The following is a 21,016-nucleotide window of genomic DNA, read 5'->3' on the forward strand; positions in this document are numbered from 1 at the left end:
GTGGTCACGACTTCTTGGCGGCGGCCTTCTTGGTCGTCTTCTTGGCGGTCTTCTTCGCAGCCTTCTTGGCGGGCGCCTTCTTCGCACCCTTCTTGGCCGTCTTCTTCGCGGGACCCTTGGCCCGGCGCTCGGCGAGCAGCTCGGCCGCGCGCTCGAGGGTGAGCTCCTCGATCGAGTCGTCCTTGCGCAGCGTCGCGTTGTACTCGCCGTCGGTGACGTACTCACCGAAGCGACCCGCCTTGACGACCACCGGCTGCCCGGAGACCGGGTCGTTGCCCAGCTCCTTGAGCGGCGGCGCGGCCGCGGCCCGGCCGCGCTGCTTCGGCTGCGCGTAGATCCGCAGGGCCTCGTCGAGGGTGATGCTCAGCAGCTGGTCCTCCGAGGTCAGGGACCGCGAGTCGGTGCCCTTCTTGAGGTACGGCCCGTAGCGACCGTTCTGCGCGGTGATCTCCTCGCCGTCCTCGCCCACGCCGACCACCCGCGGCAGCGAGAGCAGCTTGAGCGCGTCGTCGAGGGTGATGGTGTCGAGCGACATGGACTTGAACAGCGAGCCGGTGCGCGGCCGGTCGTTCTTCTTGGCGTCCTCGGGGAGCACCTCGGTGACGTACGGGCCGAAGCGGCCGTTCTTGGCCACGACCTGGAGCCCGCTGTCGGGGTGCACCCCGAGCTCGATCTCCTCGCCGGCGGGGTTCTCGAGCAGCTCGAGCGCCTTCTCGAGGGTCAGCTCGTCGGGCGGCAGGTCGTCGGGCACGTTGGCGCGCTTGCCGATCGGGTTGCCCTCGTCGTCCGGGCCCTCGAGGTAGGGGCCGTAGCGACCGACGCGCAGGTTGATGCCGCTCTCGCCGTCGCCCACCGGGAAGGTCGCCAGCTCGCGGGCGTCGATGTCGCCGAGCTCGTTGACCAGCCGCTGCAGGCCCGCCACCTCGGGCGAGCCGAAGTAGAACTCGCCGAGCTCGGTGTTGCGGTCCTTGCGGCCGGCGGCGATCTCGTCGAGGACGTCCTCCATGCCGGCCGTGAACTCGTAGGAGATCTGCCGCGGGAAGTGCTCCTCCAGCAGCCGGACGACCGAGAACGCCAGCCACGCGGGCACCAGGGCGGTGCCCTTCTTGTAGACGTAGCCGCGGTTGAGGATGGTGCCGATGATCGAGGCGTACGTCGACGGGCGGCCGATCTCGCGGTCCTCGAGCTCCTTGATCAGGGTCGCCTCGGTGTAGCGCGCCGGCGGCTTGGTCTCGTGGCCCGACGCGGTGATGCTCGCGGCGGAGACCGCGTCACCCTCGGCGAGGGTCGGCAGCCGGGTCTCGGCGTCGTCCTTCGTCGCACCCTCGTCGGTGCCCTCGACGTAGGCCTTGAGGAAGCCGTGGAAGGTGATCGTGCGGCCACTGGCGGTGAAGACGACGTCCTCGCCGCTCGACGCGGCGCCACCGAGCCGGACGGTCACGGTGTTGCCGACCGCGTCCTTCATCTGGGAGGCGACGGTGCGCATCCAGATCAGCTCGTAGAGCCGGAACTGCTCACCCGTCAGGCCGGTCTGCGCGGGGGTGCGGAACGTCTCGCCGGCGGGGCGGATCGCCTCGTGGGCCTCCTGGGCGTTCTTGACCTTCGAGGCGTAGACGCGCGGCGAGTCGGGGAGGTACTCGGCGCCGTACAGCTCGCGCACCTGGGCCCGGGCCGCGTCGACCGCACCACCGGAGAGGGTGGTCGAGTCGGTGCGCATGTAGGTGATGAAGCCGTTCTCGTAGAGGCGCTGGGCGACCGACATGGTCACCGACGCGCTCATGCCGAGCTTGCGGCTGGCGTCCTGCTGGAGCGTGGTGGTGCGGAACGGCGCGTAGGGCGAGCGGCGGTAGGGCTTCGCCTCGACGGAGCGGACCTCGAACGTCGAGTCCTGCAGGCCGGCCGCGAGCGTCTCGGCGCGGGACCGGTCGAGGTGGACGACGTTGGCGCCCTCCTTCAGCAGCCCCTGCTGGGTGAAGTCGGAGCCGCGGGCGACGCGGACGTCGTCGACGGTGTGCAGCCGGGCGGGGAACATCCGCTGGTCGTGCTTCGCGCCGGCGTCGAAGGTGCCCTCGAGGTCCCAGTACGACGCGAGCCGGAAGCGCATCCGCTCCCGCTCCTTGTCGACGACGAGCCGGGTCGCCACGGACTGCACGCGGCCCGCGGACAGGCCGGACATGACCTTCTTCCACAGCACCGGAGAGACCTCGTAGCCGTAGAGGCGGTCGAGGATCCGGCGCGCCTCCTGGGCCTCGACGAGGTCCATGTCGAGCTCGCGGGGGTTCTCCGCGGCCTCGAGGATCGCGGCCTTGGTGATCTCGTGGAAGACCATCCGCTTGACCGGGATGCCCTTCGGCTTCAGCTCGTCGAGGAGGTGCCAGGCGATCGCCTCGCCCTCCCGGTCCTCATCGGTGGCGAGGAAGAGCTCGTCGGCGTCCTTGAGGAGGCCCTTGAGCTTGGAGATGTGCGCCTTCTTGTCCCGGGGCACCACGTAGTAGGGCTCGAAGCCGTGGTCGACGTCGACCGCCAGCCGGCCCCAGGGCTTGTCCTTGATCTTCGCGGGGGTGTCCGCCGCGTTGTTCGGGAGGTCGCGGATGTGGCCGATCGAGGACTCGACGACATACCCCGATCCGAGGTACCCGCCGATGGTGCGGGCCTTCGCCGGGGACTCGACGATCACCAACTTGTGTGCCACTGGACCTGTCATTTCCTTCGCTGTGCGGTGCGTGCTGCCCCGAAGTGGGGCCCCACGGCCGAACACGGTAGCGCGTGCGGCGAACAACCCATTCCCGGCCGTCTCGCGGGAATCGTCGTGGAAGGCCCTCAGCGTTCCGCCATCGGCCCCCGTCACTGGAGCGTAGGTGAGAGACGATCACGGCCCCGGGAGGCGGACGGTGGACCAGGACGTCGCCGGGGACCTCACCCAGGAGTCCCTCGCCGGACGCGTGGTCCAGACGGTCCGCGCAAACCGCTGACAGGACCCCGCGGCAGGCCTACCGTCGAGGTCATGGGACCCCGGAGGTCAGTCCCCGTCATCCTCGCCCTGGCGTTCGTCGCGGCGACGTTCAGCGGCGCCGACGCCGCGGCCCGCCGCGACGGCCACCACCCGCTCGGCGGCTCGGCGGAGACGTCGACACCACCCGGCGCGTCCTCGACCGTCACCTCGGGCAACTACTCCAACGACGTCGGCAGCGCCGACATCTACATCAACACCGACGCGTCCCGGGCTGCCGAGGACTTCAAGCTGATGACCTTCGTGCTGATGAGCGTGAAAACCCCGAAGAAGCGGCTCGTCGCCTGCGCCGTGATGGCCGCCGACGAGCAGGCCCACGTCCGTGACCTGTTCACCGACGGGTCGGTCCCACCCGACCGGATCGAGTCGTTCGCCGGCAACAGGGCGGCGGCGTACGCCCTGATGTGCATGAACATCGCGCGGCTGATGGCAGAGATCGAAGCAGAGCCGCCGCCGGCTCGCGCGACGGCTCGGAGGTCGGCGTGCGAGGTCGTCCCCGTCAAGATCAAGGTGCACACCGAGCGGACGGAGGACGGCGGCTACCGGCTGGTCCCCGACGACGACAAGTTCAGCGACGGCACCAAGGCGCTACCGCTCAGGGCGACCTGCACCGGCAGAGGGACCAAGCTGACGATGCATGTGGCGCCCAAGAACAAGGGGTCACTGAGGAAGGTGACCGGCCCGCGGGTGATCGTCGGGGTCGCCAACCCGCCGGCCGCCGACCGCCGACCGGACCATGCCGGTCACCGTCGGGTTCAAGGGGCGCTGAGGAAGCCCTCGGCGACCAGCTCGCGCACCACCGGCAGGTAGGTCTCGCGGGTCTGCGCGGCGTCGAGGTCGAGCAGCTGCGCCAGCGCATCGAGGATCTGGCCGACGCTGAGGTCGCCGTCGCAGGCACCGACCAGCGCGGCCTCGACGGTGTCGGCCTGGCGGGCTCGGCGCAGCCCACGCTGCTGGCGCAGGACGACCGTCTCGGGGTCGGCCGCCCCGGGAGCACCGAGCGTCTCCTGGCGCACGTCGGTGCGGACCACGAGGTGGGAGTCGAGGTCGACCCGGGCGTCGTGCGCCGCAGCCCAGTCCCGGATCGCGGGCGCGATCGGCTGCTCGACGTCGTAGGGCCACTCGAGGAACTCGCGGGCGGAGCCGCCGCCCTTGCGCAGGTTGATCCAGCCGAACCCGACCGCCTCGATGCCCTGGTCCTCGAACCACGAGAGCCACGTGTCGTAGCGGACCAGGTAGTCGGCGGAGCCGTGCAGGCCGGCGTCCTTCAGCCAGAGCTCGACGTACGACGCCGGGTCGACGACCTCGCGCTGCACGACGAAGGCGTCGCAGTCGTCGGCCACCCACCCGGCCAGCCGCTCGTGCCAGGCGGCACCGGTCGGCACCACCCAGTTGGCGAGGACCTGGCACCAGCCGCCGTCGGTCAGGTGGTCGGGGGCGTTGCGGACGATGTGCTCGACGACGCGGTCGCCCGGCAGGCCCGAGTCGCGGTAGACGAGGCGTTCGCCGGTGGCGGGCGAGATGACGAACGGCGGGTTGGTGGCGATCAGGTCGAAGAGCTCCCCCGCGACCGGCTCGAAGAACGAGCCGTCACGCACCTCGAACGGGGTCTCGATCTCGTTCAGCTCGACGTTGAAGCGCGCCCACCGCAGCGCGCGCGGGTTGACGTCGGTGGCGACGACCGCAGCGCTGTGTGCGGCCAGGTGGAGGGCCTGCACACCACAGCCGGTGCCGAGGTCCAGCGAGCGGCCGACGGGCTCACGCAGCGTCAGCTGGGCCAGCGAGGTGGAGGCCGAGCTGATGCCGAGGACGTGGTCGGGGCCGACCCGGTTGAACCCGCCGTCGAGACCGGGCGTCAGGTCGCTGACGACCCACAGGTGCCGGTCGTCGACAGCGTACGGCCGGACGTCGAGGCGCGCGGTCACCTCGCCCACGGTCTGCTCCAGCAGGCCCTCGGCCACCATCCGGTCGACGAGACCGGGCAGCGCCCGCTCGGCGGCGACCCGCTCGACGGGGGCCTGCAGCAGGAACAGCCGGATCAGCGTCTCGAGCGGCCAGCCGCCGGCCGTCCGGCGCAGCCCGGGGGTCGTCTCGTTGCGCATCAGGGCGTCGTGCCCTTCCGGTCCGAGGACCTCGGCCACGCCGTCGTACGTGAACCCTGCCGAGAGGAGGGCCGCCCGCAGACGGTGCGGGAGGTCGGAGGTCGGAGGAGAGGTCACGGGACGAGCCTAGGACCACCGGTCCAGACCGCACTTTTGGCCGGCCGGCGTGACGGGCATCACCCCCCGCATGCATCGGTTCACGCGCGCCGTCGGCGCCCTCGCCATCTCCGCCCTGGTGTCCGCCGGTCTCGTGGTCGGACCGACCGGCACGGCCCAGGCGAAGGACCTGCTCCCGGGCGTGCCCGCCGCCCTGGCGGTCGTCAGCGCCCCGGTCCTGAGCGGGACCGGGGACGTCGGCTCGACGCTCACCCGCACCCTCCCGGTGTGGAACCTCGCCGGCGTCACGAACTCGACCCAGTGGCTCAGCGACGGCGCCGCGATCCCGGGCGCGACCGGCGCCACCTACGTGCCCACGGCTGCGGATGCCGGCTCGACGGTCCAGGCGGCCGTCACCGGCACCCTGCTCGACATCGTCCCGCTGACGGCGTACTCGAACGCGATCACGGTGCCCGCCGCCGGCGGCGGCGGGGAGGACCCCGGCGACCCCGGCGACCCCGGCGACCCCGGCGACCCCGGCGACCCCGGCGACGTGCTGTCGGCACTCGTGGGCCCGGTCCTGAACGGGACCCCGGCGGTCGGCTCGCTGCTGACCGTCACCGCCCCGGTCTGGAGCCTGCCGGGCGTCACCACCACGTACCAGTGGCTGCGCGACGGCGTCCCGATCCCGGGTGCGGACGACCCGTTCTACGTGCCGACGGTCGACGACGCCGGGCACCAGGTCTCGGTCTCCGTGAGCGGCGCCCTCCTGGGTGTCCCGGGCGTCAGCATGCTCACCGAGTCCCTCGGCATCCCGCTCTCCAGCGGCTCCACGGTGAGCCCAGCCAGCGATGTCACGGTCTCCGGCACCCGGAAGATCGGGACCGCGCTCACCGTCACCGGGCCGACGTGGGAGCCGGCTGACGCGACCAACACGTACCAGTGGCTGCGCGACGAGGCGCCGATCGCGAGCGCGACGGCCGCGACGTACACGCTCGTCCCGGCCGACCTCGGGCACGCGATCTCCGTGAAGGTCACCGGCCACAAGGACGGCTGGACCGACAACACCATCACCAGCGACCCGGTCGCCCCGGTGGTCGGCGACCCGATCCAGTTCCTCCTCAAGCCACGGCTGACCGGCACCGGCAAGGTCGGCAAGCTGCTGACCGCCGACCCCGGCGTGTGGGGAAGCGCCGGTGAGGACGGCGCGCCCCCGGCCTTCTCCTACCAGTGGAACCGCAACGGCGTCGCGATCCCCGGCGCGGTCGCGCAGACCTACCAGGCCCAGCTCGCCGACGCCGGCCGGAGCCTGACGGTCACGGTCAAGGCGGCCCGGCCGGCCTACCGGCCGGGCACGTTCACCACCGCCGGGATCACCGTCGCCAAGGTCGCCACGAGCCTGCGGGCCACGACCGCGAAGTCCACGATCAAGAAGGGCCAGGCGGCCGTGCTCGCGCTGCTGCTGAAGGCACCGGGAGTCGCGAAGCCGGCCGGGGTCGTCAAGGTCTTCGACGGGAAGCTGCTGCTCGAGAAGCTGACCCTGGCGCCCGGCAAGAGGGGGAGGACGACCGTCCGGCTCGCCGGATTGAAGCCGGGCCTGCACAAGCTCACCGCGGCGTACGCCGGCAGCGCCGTGCTGGCGGGCACCACCTCCCAGGTCGTGAGGCTGAAGGTCACCACGAAGAAGTAGCCGGACACGACACTGGCCCGTCAGAGGTGACTCTGACGGGCCAGTGTGCTGTGCGGCGGAGCTACTGCTGGGTCGGTGCCTCGAACCGCTGCGTCGGGGCGGGGTCGGGCTGGTGCACCGGCGGAGGAGGCGGCGGCGGCGGGGCCGGCGTGCCGGACTCGTCGTCGCCGAGCGTGACCTCGCGCTGCTTCGAGACGTAGACCGCCCCGGCGATGATCGCGACCGCCACGACGGCGATCAGGATCCGCAGGGCGTCGTGCTGGTCGTCGCCGACGCTCATCGAGACCACGGCGCTGGCGATCAGCAGCGAGACCAGGTTCATCACCTTGATCAGCGGGTTGATCGCCGGGCCGGCGGTGTCCTTGAACGGGTCGCCGACGGTGTCGCCGATGATCGTGGCCGCGTGGGCCTCCGATCCCTTGCCACCGTGGTTGCCGTCCTCGACCAGCTTCTTCGCGTTGTCCCACGCGCCACCCGAGTTGGCCAGGAAGACGGCCATCAGGGTGCCGGCGCCGATGGCGCCCGCGAGGAAGCCGGCCAGGGCGGTGACGCCGAGCCCGAAGCCGACCGCGACCGGCGCCAGCACCGCGAGGATGCCCGGCGTGATCAGCTCACGCAGGGAGTCCTTGGTGACGATGTCGACGACCTTGCCGTACTCCGGGCGGCCGGTGCCCTCCATGATGCCGGGGATCTCCCGGAACTGGCGGCGCACCTCGTAGACGACCGCGCCCGCTGCCCGGGCCACGGCGTTGATCGCCAGGCCGGAGAAGAGGAACACCACGGCCGCGCCGAGGAGGACGCCCACGATGACGGCGGGGTTGAAGACCGAGAAGTCGAGCAGGTAGTTCTCGTCCGGGCCGACGTTGGCCTTGTTGAGCGCCTCGAAGACCGAGGTCGCATAGGACCCGAAGAGGGCCGTGGCCGCGAGCACCGCGGTCGCGATCGCGATGCCCTTGGTGATCGCCTTGGTCGTGTTGCCGACGGCGTCGAGCTCGGTGAGGATCTGCGCGCCCTCGGGGCTGACGTCGCCGGACATCTCCGCGATGCCCTGCGCGTTGTCGGAGACAGGGCCGAAGGTGTCCATCGCGACGATCACGCCGACGGTGGTGAGCAGCCCGGTGCCCGCGAGCGCGACCGCGAACAGCGACACGGTCAGCGCAGCACCGCCCAGGAGGTACGCGCCGAACACGGCGGCGCCGATGACCAGGGTCGTGTAGACCGCGGACTCGAAGCCGACCGAGAGGCCGGCGAGGATCACCGTGGCCGCGCCCGTGAGCGAGGTCTTGCCGACGTCCTTGACCGGGCGGTGCTCCGTGCCGGTGAAGTAGCCGGTCAGGGCCAAGATCCCGGCCGACATCACGATGCCGATCACCACGGCGGACGCCGCGATGAACCGTGGGTCGCCGTCGGCGCCGGAGAGGCCGCCGGCGATGTTGTTGAACTCGTCGAAGCTGCCCGGCAGGTAGACGTAGGCCAGGATCACGCTGGCCACGGCGGCGATGCCCGAGGACAGGTAGAACGACCGGTTGATGGTCGTCAGGCCGTTGACGCCGGCCGTCGGCCGGGTGAGGTAGACGCCGGCCACGGCGGTGAGCGCACCGATCGCGGGGATGAGGAGCGGGAAGACCAGACCCTTGTCGCCGAAGGCCTGCGAGCCGAGGATCAGCGCGGCGACGAGCGTCACGGCGTACGACTCGAAGAGGTCGGCGGCCATGCCGGCGCAGTCACCGACGTTGTCGCCGACGTTGTCGGCGATCGTCGCGGCGTTGCGCGGGTCGTCCTCGGGGATGTTCTGCTCGACCTTGCCGACCAGGTCGGCACCCACATCGGCGGCCTTGGTGAAGATGCCGCCGCCGACCCGCATGAACATGGCGAGCAGCGCGGCACCGAAGCCGAAGCCCTCGAGCACCTTGGGCGCCGTGTCCTGGAAGCAGATCACCACGATGCTCGCGCCGAGGAGGCCGAGACCGACGGTGAGCATGCCGACCATGGCACCGGTCCGCAGACCGATCCGCATGGCGGGCTCGCGGCCCTGCTCGTTGGCGGCCGCAGCCACCCGGAGGTTGGCGCGGACCGCCAGGTTCATGCCGAGGTACCCCACCGTGGCGGAGAAGCCGGCGCCGACGAGGAAGAAGACGGACCGGAAGATCCGGACCGTGGCGTCATCGGCAGGTAGTGCGAGCAACGCGAAGAAGGCGATCGCCGCGAAGATGGCGAGCGTCCTGAACTGTCGCGTCAGGTAGGCGTTGGCGCCTTCCTGCACCGCTTGCGCGATGTTCTTCATGTTGTCGGTGCCTTCACCGGCGGCGAGTACCTCTTGGCGGAACATCGCAGCCATCGCAAGCGCGCCCAGCGCGATCAGTGCGACGACGATGACCAGCACGAGGTTGCCTCCGGTGAGGTCCACGACTGCGGGACTGATCCCCGTCATGTGCTTCCTCCTGGGAGTGATACAAGTCTCACGGACGACGCGGAGTCTACGCAGGAGGAGGCGTGCTAAAGCACGGACATGTGATCCGGGCCACACCGGGAGATGCGAACGGCCCGGACCGCAGGCACCGCGGGATCACCGCGTGAGGGGCGCGACGAGGCGCGCCGGCGCCGTCGTACGGCGCGCGTGAGGAGCCGGGGGTCAGCTGCTGGCGAGCGCGGCGTCGGCCGACTCGTGGATGACGAACACCTTGGCCAGGCCGGTGATCCGGAAGATCTTGAGAAGGCGGTCCTGGTTGCAGACCAGCTGCAGGGAACCGTCGTGCGCGCGCACCTTCTTCAGGCCGCCGACGAGGACGCCGAGGCCGGTCGAGTCCAGGAACTCGACCTCTTCCATGTCGATCACGATGTCGTAGACGCCGCCAGCGACGAGCTCGGTGATCTTGTCGCGCAGCTTGGGGGCGGTGTAGACGTCGATCTCGCCCCCGACGGCAACGATGGTCTTCCCACCGGCGTCGCGAGTCGTCAGAGTCAGGTCCACCTATGTCTCCCCGGAGCAGCTTGTTCGGTCGTCGGACCCTGTCGCGGCTTCTGCCCCGACATCCGACCTGCACAATGAAACCACGCCCGCCCCTTCCCGCGCACAAACTAGGTGAGAGTTCCGCGAGAAGTGAGGACGGCCCACCGTACGACGCGCGCCCGGCCGCAGGCGTTCCCGGGTCCCCCCTGTCGGTGCCGTCGACGAGAATGACCGCATGACCTCGGCGCTGCACTCCTCCTCCCGTGGCCCCGCCCACGGCGCGGCTCGCAGCGTCGCCGCCGTGGTCGAGCGGCTGTCCGGCGTGCCCGGCCGCGAGGGCCGGATGCGCCACCTCGAGGTGCTGCCGGCGCGGGCCGCGCGCTACGCGGACTGGCCCGACTGGGCCGGTCCCGACGTGGTCGCGGCGTTCGAGGCCCGCGGTGTGTCGCGGCCCTGGCAGCACCAGGTCGCCGCCGCCGACGCGGCCCACGCCGGCCAGCACGTGGTGCTCGCCACCGGCACCGCGTCGGGCAAGAGCCTCGGCTACCAGCTGCCCGCCCTCTCGGCCGTGCGGTCCGCACGCGGACCACGAGGTCAGCGCGGCGCGAGCGTCCTCTACCTCGCGCCGACCAAGGCGCTCGCCCAGGACCAGCTCGCCGGCATCAGCTCGCTCGGGCTCGACCTGCGGGTCACCACCCACGACGGCGACAGCGGCCGCGACCAGCGCGACTGGGCGCGCGACCACGCGGAGTACGTCCTGACCAACCCCGACATGCTCCACCACTCGCTGCTGCCCGGGCACTCGCGCTGGGCCGACTTCCTCGGGTCGCTGAGCTACGTCGTCGTCGACGAGTGCCACCACTACCGCGGCGTGTTCGGCGCCCACGTCGCGCACGTGCTGCGGCGGCTGCGCCGGGTCTGCGCGCTCTACGGCGCTTCCCCCACCTTCGTGCTCGCCTCCGCGACCGTCGCCGAGCCGGAGGTCGCCGCCCGCCGGCTGACCGGCCTCGACGTCCTGGCCGTCACCGGCGACGCCTCCCCGCGCGGCGAGGTCTCGCTGGTGCTGTGGGAACCGCCCTTCACGTCCCACACCGGGGAGAACGGCGCACCGGTCCGCCGGGCCGCGTCCTCCGAGACCGCGGACCTGCTCGCCGACCTGGTCGCCGAGGACGTCCGCACGCTCGCGTTCATCCGCTCCCGGCGCGGCGCCGAGCAGGTCGCGATGACCGCCGCCGACCTGCTGGCCGAGGTGGACCCGTCGCTGCCGGGCAAGGTGGCGTCCTACCGCGGCGGGTACCTGCCCGAGGAGCGCCGGGCGATCGAGGAGGCGCTGCGCCGCGGCGACCTGACCGGCCTGGCGGCGACCAACGCGCTCGAGCTCGGCATCGACGTCTCCGGGCTCGACGCCGTGCTGATGGCCGGCTTCCCCGGCACCCGCGCCGCGCTCTGGCAACAGGTCGGCCGGGCCGGCCGCGACGGCCAGGACGCGCTCGGCATCCTGGTCGCGCGCGACGACCCGCTCGACACCTACCTGGTGTCGCACCCCGACGCACTCCTCGGCCAACCGGTCGAGGCGACGGTCTTCGACCCGTCCAACCCCTACGTGCTCGGCCCGCACCTGTGCGCGGCCGCCCACGAGGCGCCGCTGACCGAGGCCGACCTGCCGCTCTTCGGCCCCACCGCGCGCGAGGTCGTCGAGGCCCTCACCGACGGCGGGCTGCTGCGGCGCCGGCCGCGCGGCTGGTTCTGGACCGACCGGCGCCGCGCCAGCGACCTCGCCGACATCCGCTCGACGGGCGGCGCACCCGTGCAGCTCGTCGAGGACGAGACCGGCCGGGTGATCGGCACCGTCGACGCGTCCAGCGCCCACGGCACCGCCCACGCCGGCGCCGTCTACGTCCACCGGGGTGAGACCTGGCTGGTGCGCTCGCTCGACCTGGAGGACCGCGTCGCGGTCATCGAACGCTCCGACCCCGACTACTCCACCACGGCCCGCGAGGTCACCGACATCTCGATCGTCCAGGAGCGCGAGCACGCCCGGTGGGGCGACTGCCGGCTGTCGCTGGGCGACGTGGACGTCAGCCACCAGGTCGTCTCGTTCCTCAAGCGCCGCCAGCCGGGCGGCGAGGTGCTCGGCGAGGAGCCGCTCGACCTGCCGGTGCGCGCGCTGCGCACGACGGCCGTCTGGTGGACCGTCCCGGAGGCCGCGCTGGACGAGGCCGGGCTGGCGGGTCGCGACCTGCCCGGCTCCGCCCACGCCGCCGAGCACTGCTCCATCGGTCTCCTGCCGCTCTTCGCGACGTGCGACCGGTGGGACATCGGCGGTGTCTCGACCGCCGTCCACCCCGACACCGGACAGCTGACCGTCTTCGTCTACGACGGCCACCCCGGTGGCGCCGGCTTCTCCGAGCGCGGCTTCCGGGCCGCGCGCGCCTGGCTCACCGCCACCCGCGACACCATCCGGTCCTGCACCTGCGACGAGGGCTGCCCGTCGTGCATCCAGTCGCCCAAGTGCGGCAACCAGAACAACCCGCTCGACAAGCCCGGCGCGGTGGCGCTGCTCGACGTGCTGCTCGGCGGCAGCTAGCCTCCGGATATGGTGGTCCTGGGTCTCATCCTCATCGCCGCGGGCGCGCTCGCCATCGTCGCCGCACTCGGCACCGCCGACGGCACGAGCGTCGAGCTGCTCGGCACCGACGTCGGCGCCCTGGCACTCTTCTTCATCGGCGTCGGCAGCGGCGTGGCGATCCTCTTCGGCTACACCGTCCTCAAGTACGGCACGAAGCGGTCGCTGCGCCAGCGCCGCGAGAGCAAGAAGCTCAACGAGCTCTCGGAGAAGCTCGACGAACGTGAGGCCGAGCGGCGGCGCGAGGACGCCGAGGAAAGCGACCGCTCGATCTGAGCCGTTCGTCCTGGCTCATCCGGGACCGGCGCGGGCTTCGGCCTCGAGGTCCGCGGCCTGGCCGAGCCAGTGCGGGCCGTCCACCAGCACCCGCACCGTGACCTCACGGCCGGCGACCGCGCACGACGTGAGCTGTGCACCGTTGGCCGACGCGGTCGACCGGCCGGCAGTGCACGGGTCCTGACCCCGGCCGACCGCCGACGCGGCGGAGAGCGCGGCCAGGTCGGCCGCCGACTGGGCGACCCGGTGCGCCCGCACCAGCGCCGCCACCACGCCCAGCGCCGCGCCGAGCAGCAGGAGCACGGCCAGGCACGAGATCGCGAACAAGCTCGCCGACCCCCGCTCGGCGCGCCTCACGGCCCGGCCCCCTCCGCCGCCGCCACGGCCTGCGCGGACACGGTGACCGCCGGGAGCGCCCCGAACAAGCCACCCGGGCCGGCGACCCGGCCCACGACGACGGCGGTCACCTGGCCCCCGTCGGCGCCGACGCTGACCCGGCTCCCGTCCGGGGCCACCTGCCGGCCGCGGGCCACGGCGCTGTCCACGCTGTCGCCGCGCGCCACGGCCCGGGCCGTCTCGCGCGCCGCATCGACGGCTCGCACCTGCGCGGCGCCGACCGCGAGCAGCCAGACCAGGCCGATGGTCACCGCGACCAGCAGCGGCAGCACTATCGCCAGCTCGGCGGTCGCCGCGCCGCGCTCGCAGCGCCGGCGCGTCATCCGATGCCCAGCAGCCCGAGGACGTGGTCGAACAGGGTCTTGAGGAGCTGGTCGCCGAAGCCGCCGGTGAGCAGCTTGTAGAGCAACCCGGCCAGGCCGGCGCCGGCCGCGGTGCCGACGGCGTACTCGGCGGTGGTGATGCCGCGCTCCTCGCGGTGCGTGGCGCGGAACTTCCGGCGGGGCAGGTGGTGCAGCGACATGAGGGACTCCGTTTCCCGGTCGCCCGATGCGACCGTCGCCGTCGACCCTCCGCGATGACGGGGAGGGCCCGCACCGGCCGTCGCGGCTCCTGTGGAGGTCGGTGCGGGAACGGGCGCGGTGGAGAGTCAGCGGCTCACAGCTCGAGCGTCGCGAGGAGCGCGACCACGAGCGGCACGATCCCGATCAGCACGAACGCCGGGAGCAGGCAGAGCCCCAACGGGAGCGCTGCCTTCACGCCGACGGCCCGGGCCCGTTCCTCGGTCTCGGTGCGCGCGGCGCGGGCCAGGTCGCCGGCGAGCCGCTCGACCGAGGCGACGACGGGGGCGCCGGTGGCGTGCGCACGCGACAGCGTGCGGCCGAGCCGGGCGAGCTGGGGGTCGTCGGCGAGCGACGACCAGACGTCGACCGGGTCGAGGCCCAGGGCGAGCCGCGACGCCACCCCGGAGAGCCGGTCACCCGCCGCACCGGGGAGCGCGGCGCAGACCAGGGCGATGCCCTCGGCCGGCGCGGAGCCGGCCCGCAGCGTGGCGCCGAAGAGCTCGACGACGTGCGGCAGGTCGCGGCGCACGGCGTCGCGACGGCGCCGGACGTCGGCCGGCTCGGCCCGCCCGATCGCCACCCAGCAGACGATCCCGGCGACCATGCCGGCGGCAGGGCCGGCCCGCCCCTGCACGAAGACGACGGCACCGATGCCCGCGAGCAGGCTCCAGACCAGGCGGTGGCGGTGCAGCCAGCCGACCGACGGCGCCGCCGCGGCCGCCGCGGGACGGCGCAGCGCCGGTCGGACCGGCAGCGCCAGCGCGGCCGCCGCCGCGGCACACACGACCGGCACCCAGCCGGTCGCCGCCGCCGTCATCATGCGGCGTCCTCGGCCTCGCGGGCGATCGCCTCGATCCACCAGAGCCCGGCCAGGCCGAACCCGAGCCCGCACGCGAGGCACGCCAGGCCGGCGGGGTGCCCGAGCAGGAAGCCCCACGGGTCGCCGCCCGCCCCGGACCCCATCGCCAGGGCGAGGACCGGCAGGCCGGCGACCAGCCGGGCCGTGGCCCGCGCCGAGGCCAGCTCGCCGGTGACCAGCCGGCGGGTGGCCGCGGTGGCGCGCAACCCGTCGGCCACCCGGTCCACCGTCGCGGACAGCCCCTGGCCGGTCCGGTGCGCGACCTGCCACGCAGCGGCGACGACGCGCAGGTCGCGGGCGCCGTCCAGGTCGGCGGCCAGCACGCGCAGCGCGGCCGGCACGTCGGCCCCGACCCGGAACGCCTCGGCGACCGGTGCCATCGGCGGCCAGGCGGTGGCCGCCCGGTCGAGCGCCTCACCGGGCGGCCGCCCTGCGCCGAGCTCGCTCGCGAGCAGCTCGCAGGTCTCGAGGACGTGGCCGCTCACACGCTCGGCGGCACGTCGACGGTGACGCCGGCGCCACAGCCCGGTCGAGCCGGCCGCCGCGGCCCCGGCGATGAGGGCCAGGGCACCGAGCTGCGGGGCGGCTGCCACGACGACGCCCACGCCCGCGAGCAGCGCGGTGAGCCCGAGGCGCCCGATCGGGGCGGCGGAGCCGGGCGTCGGGTCGAGCCGGGCGGTCGGCCGGATCAGCAGCACGACGGCCAGCACCGCACAGCCGACGGCGAGCCCGGTCATCGGTCCAGCCGAGCCGCGAGCGTCGCCGCACCGGGGCCCGGGACGCTGCGACCGCCGGCGTCGACCCGCAGCGCCGAGACCATCGACACCAGTCCGTCGGCGCCCCGCTCGGGCACGGCGACCTCGCGCAGCCGCCGCACGCCGTCGGGGCCGCGGGCGAGGTGGAGCACGGCGTGCACCGCCGAGGCGAGCTGGCTGTGGGCGGCGTCGCGGCCCAGGCCGGCGGCCAGCGCGAGCGCCTCGACCCGGGCCGGGACGTCGGCAGCGGAGTTGGCGTGGAGGGTGCCGCAGCCGCCCTCGTGCCCGGTGTTGAGGGCGGCGAGCAGGTCGACGACCTCGCCGCCGCGGACCTCGCCCACGACCAGTCGGTCGGGTCGCATCCGCAGCGCCTGCCGCACCAGCGCCCGCACCTCGACCGCGCCGCCGCCCTCGATGTTGGGCGGCCGGCCCTCGAGGGCGACGACGTGCGGGTGGTCGGGACGCAGCTCGCTCGCGTCCTCGACGAGCACGATCCGCTCCTCGGCGGCGACGCGGGACAGCAGCGCGGCGAGCAGCGAGGTCTTGCCGGACCCGGTGCCGCCGCTGACCAGGAAGGCCAGCCGAGCGTCGACGATCGCCTGCAGGATCCGGGCGGTGTCGGGGGTGAGGGTGTCGAGCCCGACCAGCTCGTCGAGGTCGAAGGTGCGCTGGCGGGGCACCCGCAGCGACACGAGGGTGCCGGGCCGGGCGAGCGGGGCGAGGACGGCGTGGAAGCGGGTGCCGTCGGGCAGCCGCAGGTCGACGTACGGCGTGGCGTCGTCGAGCCGTCGGCCGCCGAGTGCGGCCAGCCGCTGGGCCAGCCGCCGCACCGACTCCTCGTCGGGGAACCGCACCGGGGTGAGCTCGAGGCCGGAGCCGCGGTCGAGGTAGACGCGGTCGGCGCCGTTGACCAGGACATCGGTCACGTGCGGAGTCCGCAGCAGCGGCTCGAGAGGTCCGGCGCCGACCACGTCGCGGCGCAGCGCCTCGTGGACCGCGAGCACCGTGGCGTCGCCGACCGGCCGACCGGTCTCGCGCAGCGCCTCGGCCACGCGGTGCGGCGTCAGCTCACCCGGGCTGCGGGCCAGCCGGTCACGGACCGCCTCGAGGTCGTCGAGGGGTACGGCGCTCATGCTGCGGCGGCGCGGAGGAGGAGCAGCTGGTCGAGCACCTCGCTCGCCGCCCGGCCGAGCGACCCGCGGCGGGAGCGGACCGGTCCGAGCCCGAGGTCGATCGCCTCGCCCAGCCCACGCTGGTCGGCCATCGTGGCGAGCACGGGGATGCCGGTGGCCCGCGCGACGGCCTGCGGGTCGATGCCACCGCCGCGCAGGACCAGGCGGACGGTGGTGGGGTCGCGATGGCGCGCGCAGATCCGGACCGCGGAGGCCACGCCGGCGACGGTCGGCACGACCACCACGAGGAGCCGGTCGCAGCGCGCCGCGACCTCGTCGACGACCGGGTCGGCCGTGCGCGGCAGGTCGACGACGACCAGGTCGTGGCCGCGCTTCGCCGCGGACAGCACCTCGCGGACGGCGAACGCCTGGAGGGAACCGGGGGTCCCGGCGGGCCAGGCGAGGGCCCCGAGGCCCTCGCGGCGCGGCAGCGCCTCGCGCAGCGAGCGGGCGCTGAGCCGCCCGGTCGTCTGGCAGAGGCCGTCCCACCGCACCCCGTCGCGGTCCTCGAGCCCGAGGACCCGGTCGACCCCGGGCCCCAGCGGGTCGGCGTCGACGACCACCGCCCGGCCGCGGCGCGCGGCCAGCTGCCCGAGCGCGCACGCGAAGGTCGTCGCCCCCGCACCACCGCTACCGCCGACCACCCCGACCACGAGCCCGGCGGCCGGCGCTTCCGCGCCGGCGTCGCCGAGGTCGGTGAGGGTCTCGGTCAGCCAGGCCTCGGAGCGCGGCAGCTGGGCGACGCTCTCGGCCCCCACGTCGAGGGCGACCCGGAACATCACATCGGGCACCGGCCCCCAGGCCGCGACGTACACCCCGGGTCGGCGGGCCGGCGAGATCCGCGCCAACTCCTCGGCGACGTCGGCGCCGACCAGCACCAGCGGCGCGGCACCCCAGGCGCGCAGCGCGGACCCGCCGTCGACGGCGACGTCGGGGGTGACGCCGGCCGCCGCGGCGAGGCGCAGCAGCTCGTCGAGGAGGGACTGGTCACGGGTGATGAAGAGAGGTGCGGTCATGCGGTGATGGTTCCGCGGGCGGCCGCGCGCCGAACCGGCCGGCGCGGCACCTGTGGAGAACTCGTCCGACATCGGCGCCTGTGGACGGTTGCCGACCCCGGCACGCCTACGATTGAGGCATGGCGCCCCGCCCGACCGCGGCCTTCTTCGATCTCGACAAGACGATCATCGCCAAGTCGAGCACGCTGGCCTTCAGCAAGCCCTTCCAGGCCGGCGGCCTGATCTCCCGGCGCGCGGTGCTGCGCTCGGCGTACGCCCAGTTCGTCTACCTCGTCGGCGGCGCCGACCACGACCAGATGGAGAAGATGCGGCAGTTCATGTCGCAGCTCTGCGCCGGCTGGGACGTCGCCACGGTCCGCGAGATCGTCGCCGACACCCTGCACAACATCGTCGACCCCCTCGTCTACGACGAGGCCGTGTCGCTGATCGAGGAGCACCGGCTCGCCGGCCGCGACGTCGTGATCGTGTCGGCGTCCGGCACCGAGGTCGTGGAGCCGATCGCCGAGATGCTCGGCGCCGACCGGGTGATCGCGACCCGGATGGAGGTCTCCGACGGCTGCTACACCGGCGGCATCGAGTACTACGCGTACGCCGAGGAGAAGGCGCGCGCGATCGAGGAGCTCGCCGACACGATGGGCTACGACCTGGAGAACAGCTACGCCTACAGCGACTCGGTGACCGACGTCCCGATGCTCGAGGTGGTGGGCCACGCCTACGCCGTCAACCCGGACAAGGAGCTGCGCAAGGCGGCGGCCTCGCGGGGCTGGCCGGTGCTGGTGTTCACCAAACCGGTGGCGCTCCAGTCGCGGGTGACCTTCCCGCCCGCCAGGCCGACCCTGGCCGCGCTGGCGGTCGGCGGCGTGGTGGCCGTCGGCGGGGTGCTGTGGGCCAACGCCCGCCGGCGCCGCCTCGGCGCCTAGCGTCCCGAGTCAGCCGGCGCTCTCCACCGAGCCGACCACGTGGCGGCTGATCGGCTCCAGCGCTGCGCGCTGCGAGCGCCGCCCGTCGACGACGAGCCGGTTGTCCCCGACGAGGTAGACGCTCGTCCACGACCACGTGTCGTCCGTCTGGGCGTCGCGGTAGGAGTAGACCCAGCGGACCCGCACCGCCGCACCCGGCCCGCTCACGCGGAACTCGTGCTCCCGGTAGTAGCGCGGCCCGAGCGCGCGCATCTCCCGCCGCTCGGTACGGGCCTCACGGACCGTGTCCACCAGGGGCTCGAGGTCGACCACGATCCAGCGGCCGGGCGCCGTGTAGTCGAAGAAGCCGACGCTGTGCCGGTTGAGGCGGCTCCGCTCCCAGTTGTCGGGGACGTCGAGCGTGAGGCGCTCCCCGGTCCCGGCGGCGGCCACCTCCTGCTGCTCGTAGACGACGTCGGTGGCCGTGGCAGGGGGCGGGGCGGCCGCGACGAGGCAGGCCGCTGCGGCGAGAGAGGTCAGGACGGTGCGCGACATGCGGATCTCCTGGGGCCGATCGGACCGGGTGACAGGAGCAGTACGCCGAGCGGGCCGCTCCGGTTGCGTCAACCCGGAAGTTTCCATCTGCCGGATACCGGCGTCGCGACCTAGCGTCCTGACATGGCCCCCACTCCGACCACACCTCCGACCATCGCGGTCCGGGTCGTCACGACGTACGACGACGCCACCCGCCGGGTCGATCTGCAGATCACCGGCACCCGCGGCGTCGCGCTGGAGGCCGGTCGGGCCACGCCGTTCGACACCGAGCGGCTCTGGCCCACGGTCCGCGAGCTGCTCCCGCCGCTCGGCCAGCTCCGCGCCGACCCCGCCGGCCGGCTGACCCCGGTCGAGCCGCGCCGACCCGGCCCGGACTGGGTGGAGGAGTGCCGGGCGATGGTCGCGATCGCCACCGTCGCCGCACCCGAGGGTCTCGAGACGGAGTCTCCCCGGGTCGCGCTCCGCACCTGGTTCGCCACCGACGACGAGCTCTGGTCGGCGACCCCCCGGCCCGACGGCTCCACCGACATCCGGTCGGCGACCCCGGGTGACGTCGCCGAGCTCCTCGTCTGGGACGTCACCGGCGCCCTCGACGTGCTCGTCCGGGCCCGGAGCGAGACGCCATGACCTGTCCCCCACGAAGTTGCTCGCTGCGCTCCCCAGTCCGCGGGGACCCCAGATGAGCATCACGCACGGCATGGACACGGTCGCCGGCAAGCAGGCCGGCGACCAGCTCCGCCAGGGCTCGGACCAGATCATCGAGATCGCGCAGCGGCTCGACGCGATCCTGATGTCCTTCGACTGGACCGGCACCGACGCCGACCGCGTGCGGGCCGGCTGGCAGGACGTCGAGCGGCCCGCCCTCGACGTCACCGCCCAGCACCTCTCGATCCTCGCCGTCCAGCTCCAGAAGGAGGCCGACGAGCAGGACACCGCCTCCGACCGGGGCAGCGGGGCCGGCGCCGTCGCGTCCGGTGCGGCGGCCGCGCCGGCCACCGGCGGCGGCATCATCGGCTGGCTCGACCGCCACGTCGGCGCGTTCCTCGACGGGCTGGTGTCGACCGTCAGGAACGGGCGCGACTTCGACGGCTTGCTCCTCGATGTCCTCACCGGCCAGCAGGACTGGTCCGTCGCCGCCCTGGCCGCGAGCGCGATCTCGACGGTGGGCGCCGGCGTCGGCGCGGTCGTCAACGGCGTCACCGGCGAGGACGCGCACTGGTTCGAGGACGGCGAGGGCCTGGCCGGCACCCCGGTCGCCGCGCCCACCGACCCGAGCCGGGCGACCCAGTTCCAGCCGGTGGTCACCCAGCCCCACGACCTGCCGTCCCTGATGCAGGGCGTGACCGACGCCTACCAGGTCGGCAGCGGCCCGGGCAGCACCGGCGACATCCGGATCACCGAGGTCGACAACGGCACCGGCACCCCGTCGTACATCGTCGCGGTCCCCGGCACCGAGACCTGGAACCCGTCGGCCGGCGCCAACCCCCACGACCTGACCTCCAACCTGGCGCTCGTCGCAGGCACCCCCAGCGCGGCGGCGCAGTCCGTGGTCCGCGCGATGGAGCAGGCCCACATCCCGCCCGGGTCCCCGGTGATGCTGGTCGGCCACAGCCAGGCCGGCATCGGCATCGCGACCCTGGCGTCCGACCACAGCCTCGTGGAGCGCTTCACCATCACCCACGTCCTGACGTACGGCGCCCCGATCGACCACATCGCGATCGACCCGTCGGTCCAGGTCCTCCAGGTCCAGCACGGGATGGACGTCGTCCCCCGTCTCGACCTCGGCGGCGTCACCACCAGCGGCCGGTTCCCCGCCTCCGCGCCGGGCGTGACCCTCGACAGCCCGGGCGCCGTCTGGCGGCCCGACATCAACCACAGCTACCTCGAGTACTCCCAGTCCGTGCGCGACGAGCTCGGCGCCGCCACCGACGAAGGTCGTATCCTCCGTGACTACCAGGCCACGCTGGCTCCGTTCTTCGTCACGCCCGGGGGCAGCGCGACCGCCGTCGACGTCCCCGTGACCCGAGGTGACCGCCCGTGACCCGCCCGTT

General features: G+C 73.5%; 19 protein-coding genes. 7 read left to right on the forward strand and 12 right to left on the reverse strand.

Annotated elements, in window-relative coordinates; translation table 11 throughout:
- Positions 1–4 precede the first annotated feature (4 nt).
- Positions 5–2,704, reverse strand: coding sequence for a type I DNA topoisomerase (gene topA / locus PD653B2_RS12585; RefSeq protein ID WP_165763458.1), 2,700 nt, complete (start codon positions 2,702–2,704; stop codon positions 5–7).
- A 300-nt stretch (positions 2,705–3,004) separates the two neighbouring features.
- Between topA and PD653B2_RS12590 the strand changes: the two genes are divergently transcribed.
- Positions 3,005–3,820: a hypothetical protein gene (locus tag PD653B2_RS12590; RefSeq protein WP_085872735.1), complete on the forward strand. Its 816-nt coding sequence runs from the start codon at positions 3,005–3,007 to the stop codon at positions 3,818–3,820.
- On the opposite strand, the gene PD653B2_RS12595 is transcribed toward PD653B2_RS12590, so the two are convergent.
- On the reverse strand, positions 3,766–5,229 hold the full coding sequence (locus PD653B2_RS12595) for a DUF7059 domain-containing protein (protein ID WP_085872736.1): 1,464 nt from the start codon (positions 5,227–5,229) through the stop codon (positions 3,766–3,768). The genes PD653B2_RS12590 and PD653B2_RS12595 overlap by 55 nt on opposite strands.
- A gap of 70 nt (positions 5,230–5,299) precedes the next feature.
- On the opposite strand from PD653B2_RS12595, the gene PD653B2_RS12600 reads away from it, so the two are divergent.
- Positions 5,300–6,898 (forward strand): Ig-like domain repeat protein, encoded by a 1,599-nt coding sequence (locus tag PD653B2_RS12600; protein WP_165763459.1) that lies wholly within the window; start codon positions 5,300–5,302, stop codon positions 6,896–6,898.
- A gap of 61 nt (positions 6,899–6,959) precedes the next feature.
- Here the strand turns inward: PD653B2_RS12600 and PD653B2_RS12605 are convergent, their stop codons facing one another.
- Both PD653B2_RS12605 and PD653B2_RS12610 read right to left on the reverse strand, forming a co-directional pair.
- Positions 6,960–9,329, reverse strand: coding sequence for a sodium-translocating pyrophosphatase (locus tag PD653B2_RS12605; protein ID WP_085872738.1), 2,370 nt, complete (start codon positions 9,327–9,329; stop codon positions 6,960–6,962).
- Positions 9,330–9,530: 201 nt separating this feature from the next.
- A complete protein-coding gene (locus PD653B2_RS12610; RefSeq protein ID WP_085872739.1) occupies positions 9,531–9,869 on the reverse strand; it encodes an STAS domain-containing protein in 339 nt (112 codons plus the stop codon).
- A 322-nt stretch (positions 9,870–10,191) separates the two neighbouring features.
- Between PD653B2_RS12610 and PD653B2_RS12615 the strand changes: the two genes are divergently transcribed.
- Together PD653B2_RS12615 and PD653B2_RS12620 are read left to right on the forward strand one after the other, a co-directional pair.
- Positions 10,192–12,435, forward strand: a complete 2,244-nt coding sequence (locus PD653B2_RS12615; protein ID WP_207559244.1) for a DEAD/DEAH box helicase — start codon at positions 10,192–10,194, stop codon at positions 12,433–12,435.
- Positions 12,436–12,444: 9 nt separating this feature from the next.
- A complete protein-coding gene (locus PD653B2_RS12620) occupies positions 12,445–12,750 on the forward strand; it encodes a hypothetical protein (RefSeq protein ID WP_085872741.1) in 306 nt (101 codons plus the stop codon).
- 15 nt (positions 12,751–12,765) lie between these two features.
- On the opposite strand, the gene PD653B2_RS12625 is transcribed toward PD653B2_RS12620, so the two are convergent.
- The 7 genes from PD653B2_RS12625 to ssd all read right to left on the reverse strand — a co-directional run bounded on the left by PD653B2_RS12625 (position 12,766) and on the right by ssd (position 17,511).
- Positions 12,766–13,107: an Rv3654c family TadE-like protein gene (locus tag PD653B2_RS12625; RefSeq protein ID WP_085872742.1), complete on the reverse strand. Its 342-nt coding sequence runs from the start codon at positions 13,105–13,107 to the stop codon at positions 12,766–12,768.
- Positions 13,104–13,469, reverse strand: coding sequence for a TadE family protein (locus PD653B2_RS12630; protein WP_085872743.1), 366 nt, complete (start codon positions 13,467–13,469; stop codon positions 13,104–13,106). Before PD653B2_RS12630 ends, PD653B2_RS12625 begins: the two co-directional genes overlap by 4 nt.
- The gene (locus PD653B2_RS12635) at positions 13,466–13,669 is read right to left on the reverse strand and encodes a DUF4244 domain-containing protein (RefSeq protein WP_085872744.1); all 204 of its coding nucleotides are present in this window, start codon (positions 13,667–13,669) and stop codon (positions 13,466–13,468) included. Before PD653B2_RS12635 ends, PD653B2_RS12630 begins: the two co-directional genes overlap by 4 nt.
- 134 nt (positions 13,670–13,803) lie before the next feature.
- The gene (locus PD653B2_RS12640; RefSeq protein WP_242665264.1) at positions 13,804–14,529 is read right to left on the reverse strand and encodes a type II secretion system F family protein; all 726 of its coding nucleotides are present in this window, start codon (positions 14,527–14,529) and stop codon (positions 13,804–13,806) included.
- Positions 14,526–15,305 (reverse strand): type II secretion system F family protein, encoded by a 780-nt coding sequence (locus PD653B2_RS12645; protein ID WP_085872745.1) that lies wholly within the window; start codon positions 15,303–15,305, stop codon positions 14,526–14,528. Before PD653B2_RS12645 ends, PD653B2_RS12640 begins: the two co-directional genes overlap by 4 nt.
- Entirely contained in the window at positions 15,302–16,456 is a 1,155-nt protein-coding gene (locus PD653B2_RS12650) for a TadA family conjugal transfer-associated ATPase (protein ID WP_085872746.1), read from the reverse strand. Before PD653B2_RS12650 ends, PD653B2_RS12645 begins: the two co-directional genes overlap by 4 nt.
- The gene (gene ssd, locus PD653B2_RS12655; protein ID WP_085872747.1) at positions 16,453–17,511 is read right to left on the reverse strand and encodes a septum site-determining protein Ssd; all 1,059 of its coding nucleotides are present in this window, start codon (positions 17,509–17,511) and stop codon (positions 16,453–16,455) included. Before ssd ends, PD653B2_RS12650 begins: the two co-directional genes overlap by 4 nt.
- Positions 17,512–17,630: 119 nt before the next feature.
- On the opposite strand from ssd, the gene PD653B2_RS12660 reads away from it, so the two are divergent.
- Positions 17,631–18,431: an HAD family hydrolase gene (locus PD653B2_RS12660; protein ID WP_085872748.1), complete on the forward strand. Its 801-nt coding sequence runs from the start codon at positions 17,631–17,633 to the stop codon at positions 18,429–18,431.
- 9 nt (positions 18,432–18,440) lie between these two features.
- Here the strand turns inward: PD653B2_RS12660 and PD653B2_RS12665 are convergent, their stop codons facing one another.
- Complete coding sequence (locus PD653B2_RS12665) at positions 18,441–18,965, reverse strand: hypothetical protein (RefSeq protein ID WP_085872749.1); 525 nt, start codon at positions 18,963–18,965, stop codon at positions 18,441–18,443.
- Positions 18,966–19,088: 123 nt separating this feature from the next.
- Between PD653B2_RS12665 and PD653B2_RS12670 the strand changes: the two genes are divergently transcribed.
- The gene (locus PD653B2_RS12670) at positions 19,089–19,592 is read left to right on the forward strand and encodes a hypothetical protein (RefSeq protein ID WP_085872750.1); all 504 of its coding nucleotides are present in this window, start codon (positions 19,089–19,091) and stop codon (positions 19,590–19,592) included.
- Positions 19,593–19,644: 52 nt separating this feature from the next.
- Complete coding sequence (locus tag PD653B2_RS12675) at positions 19,645–21,006, forward strand: hypothetical protein (protein WP_085872751.1); 1,362 nt, start codon at positions 19,645–19,647, stop codon at positions 21,004–21,006.
- The last annotated feature ends 10 nt before the right edge of the window (positions 21,007–21,016 follow it).

The organism is Nocardioides sp. PD653-B2, assembly GCF_002117935.1.
GTDB lineage: Bacteria > Actinomycetota > Actinomycetes > Propionibacteriales > Nocardioidaceae > Nocardioides.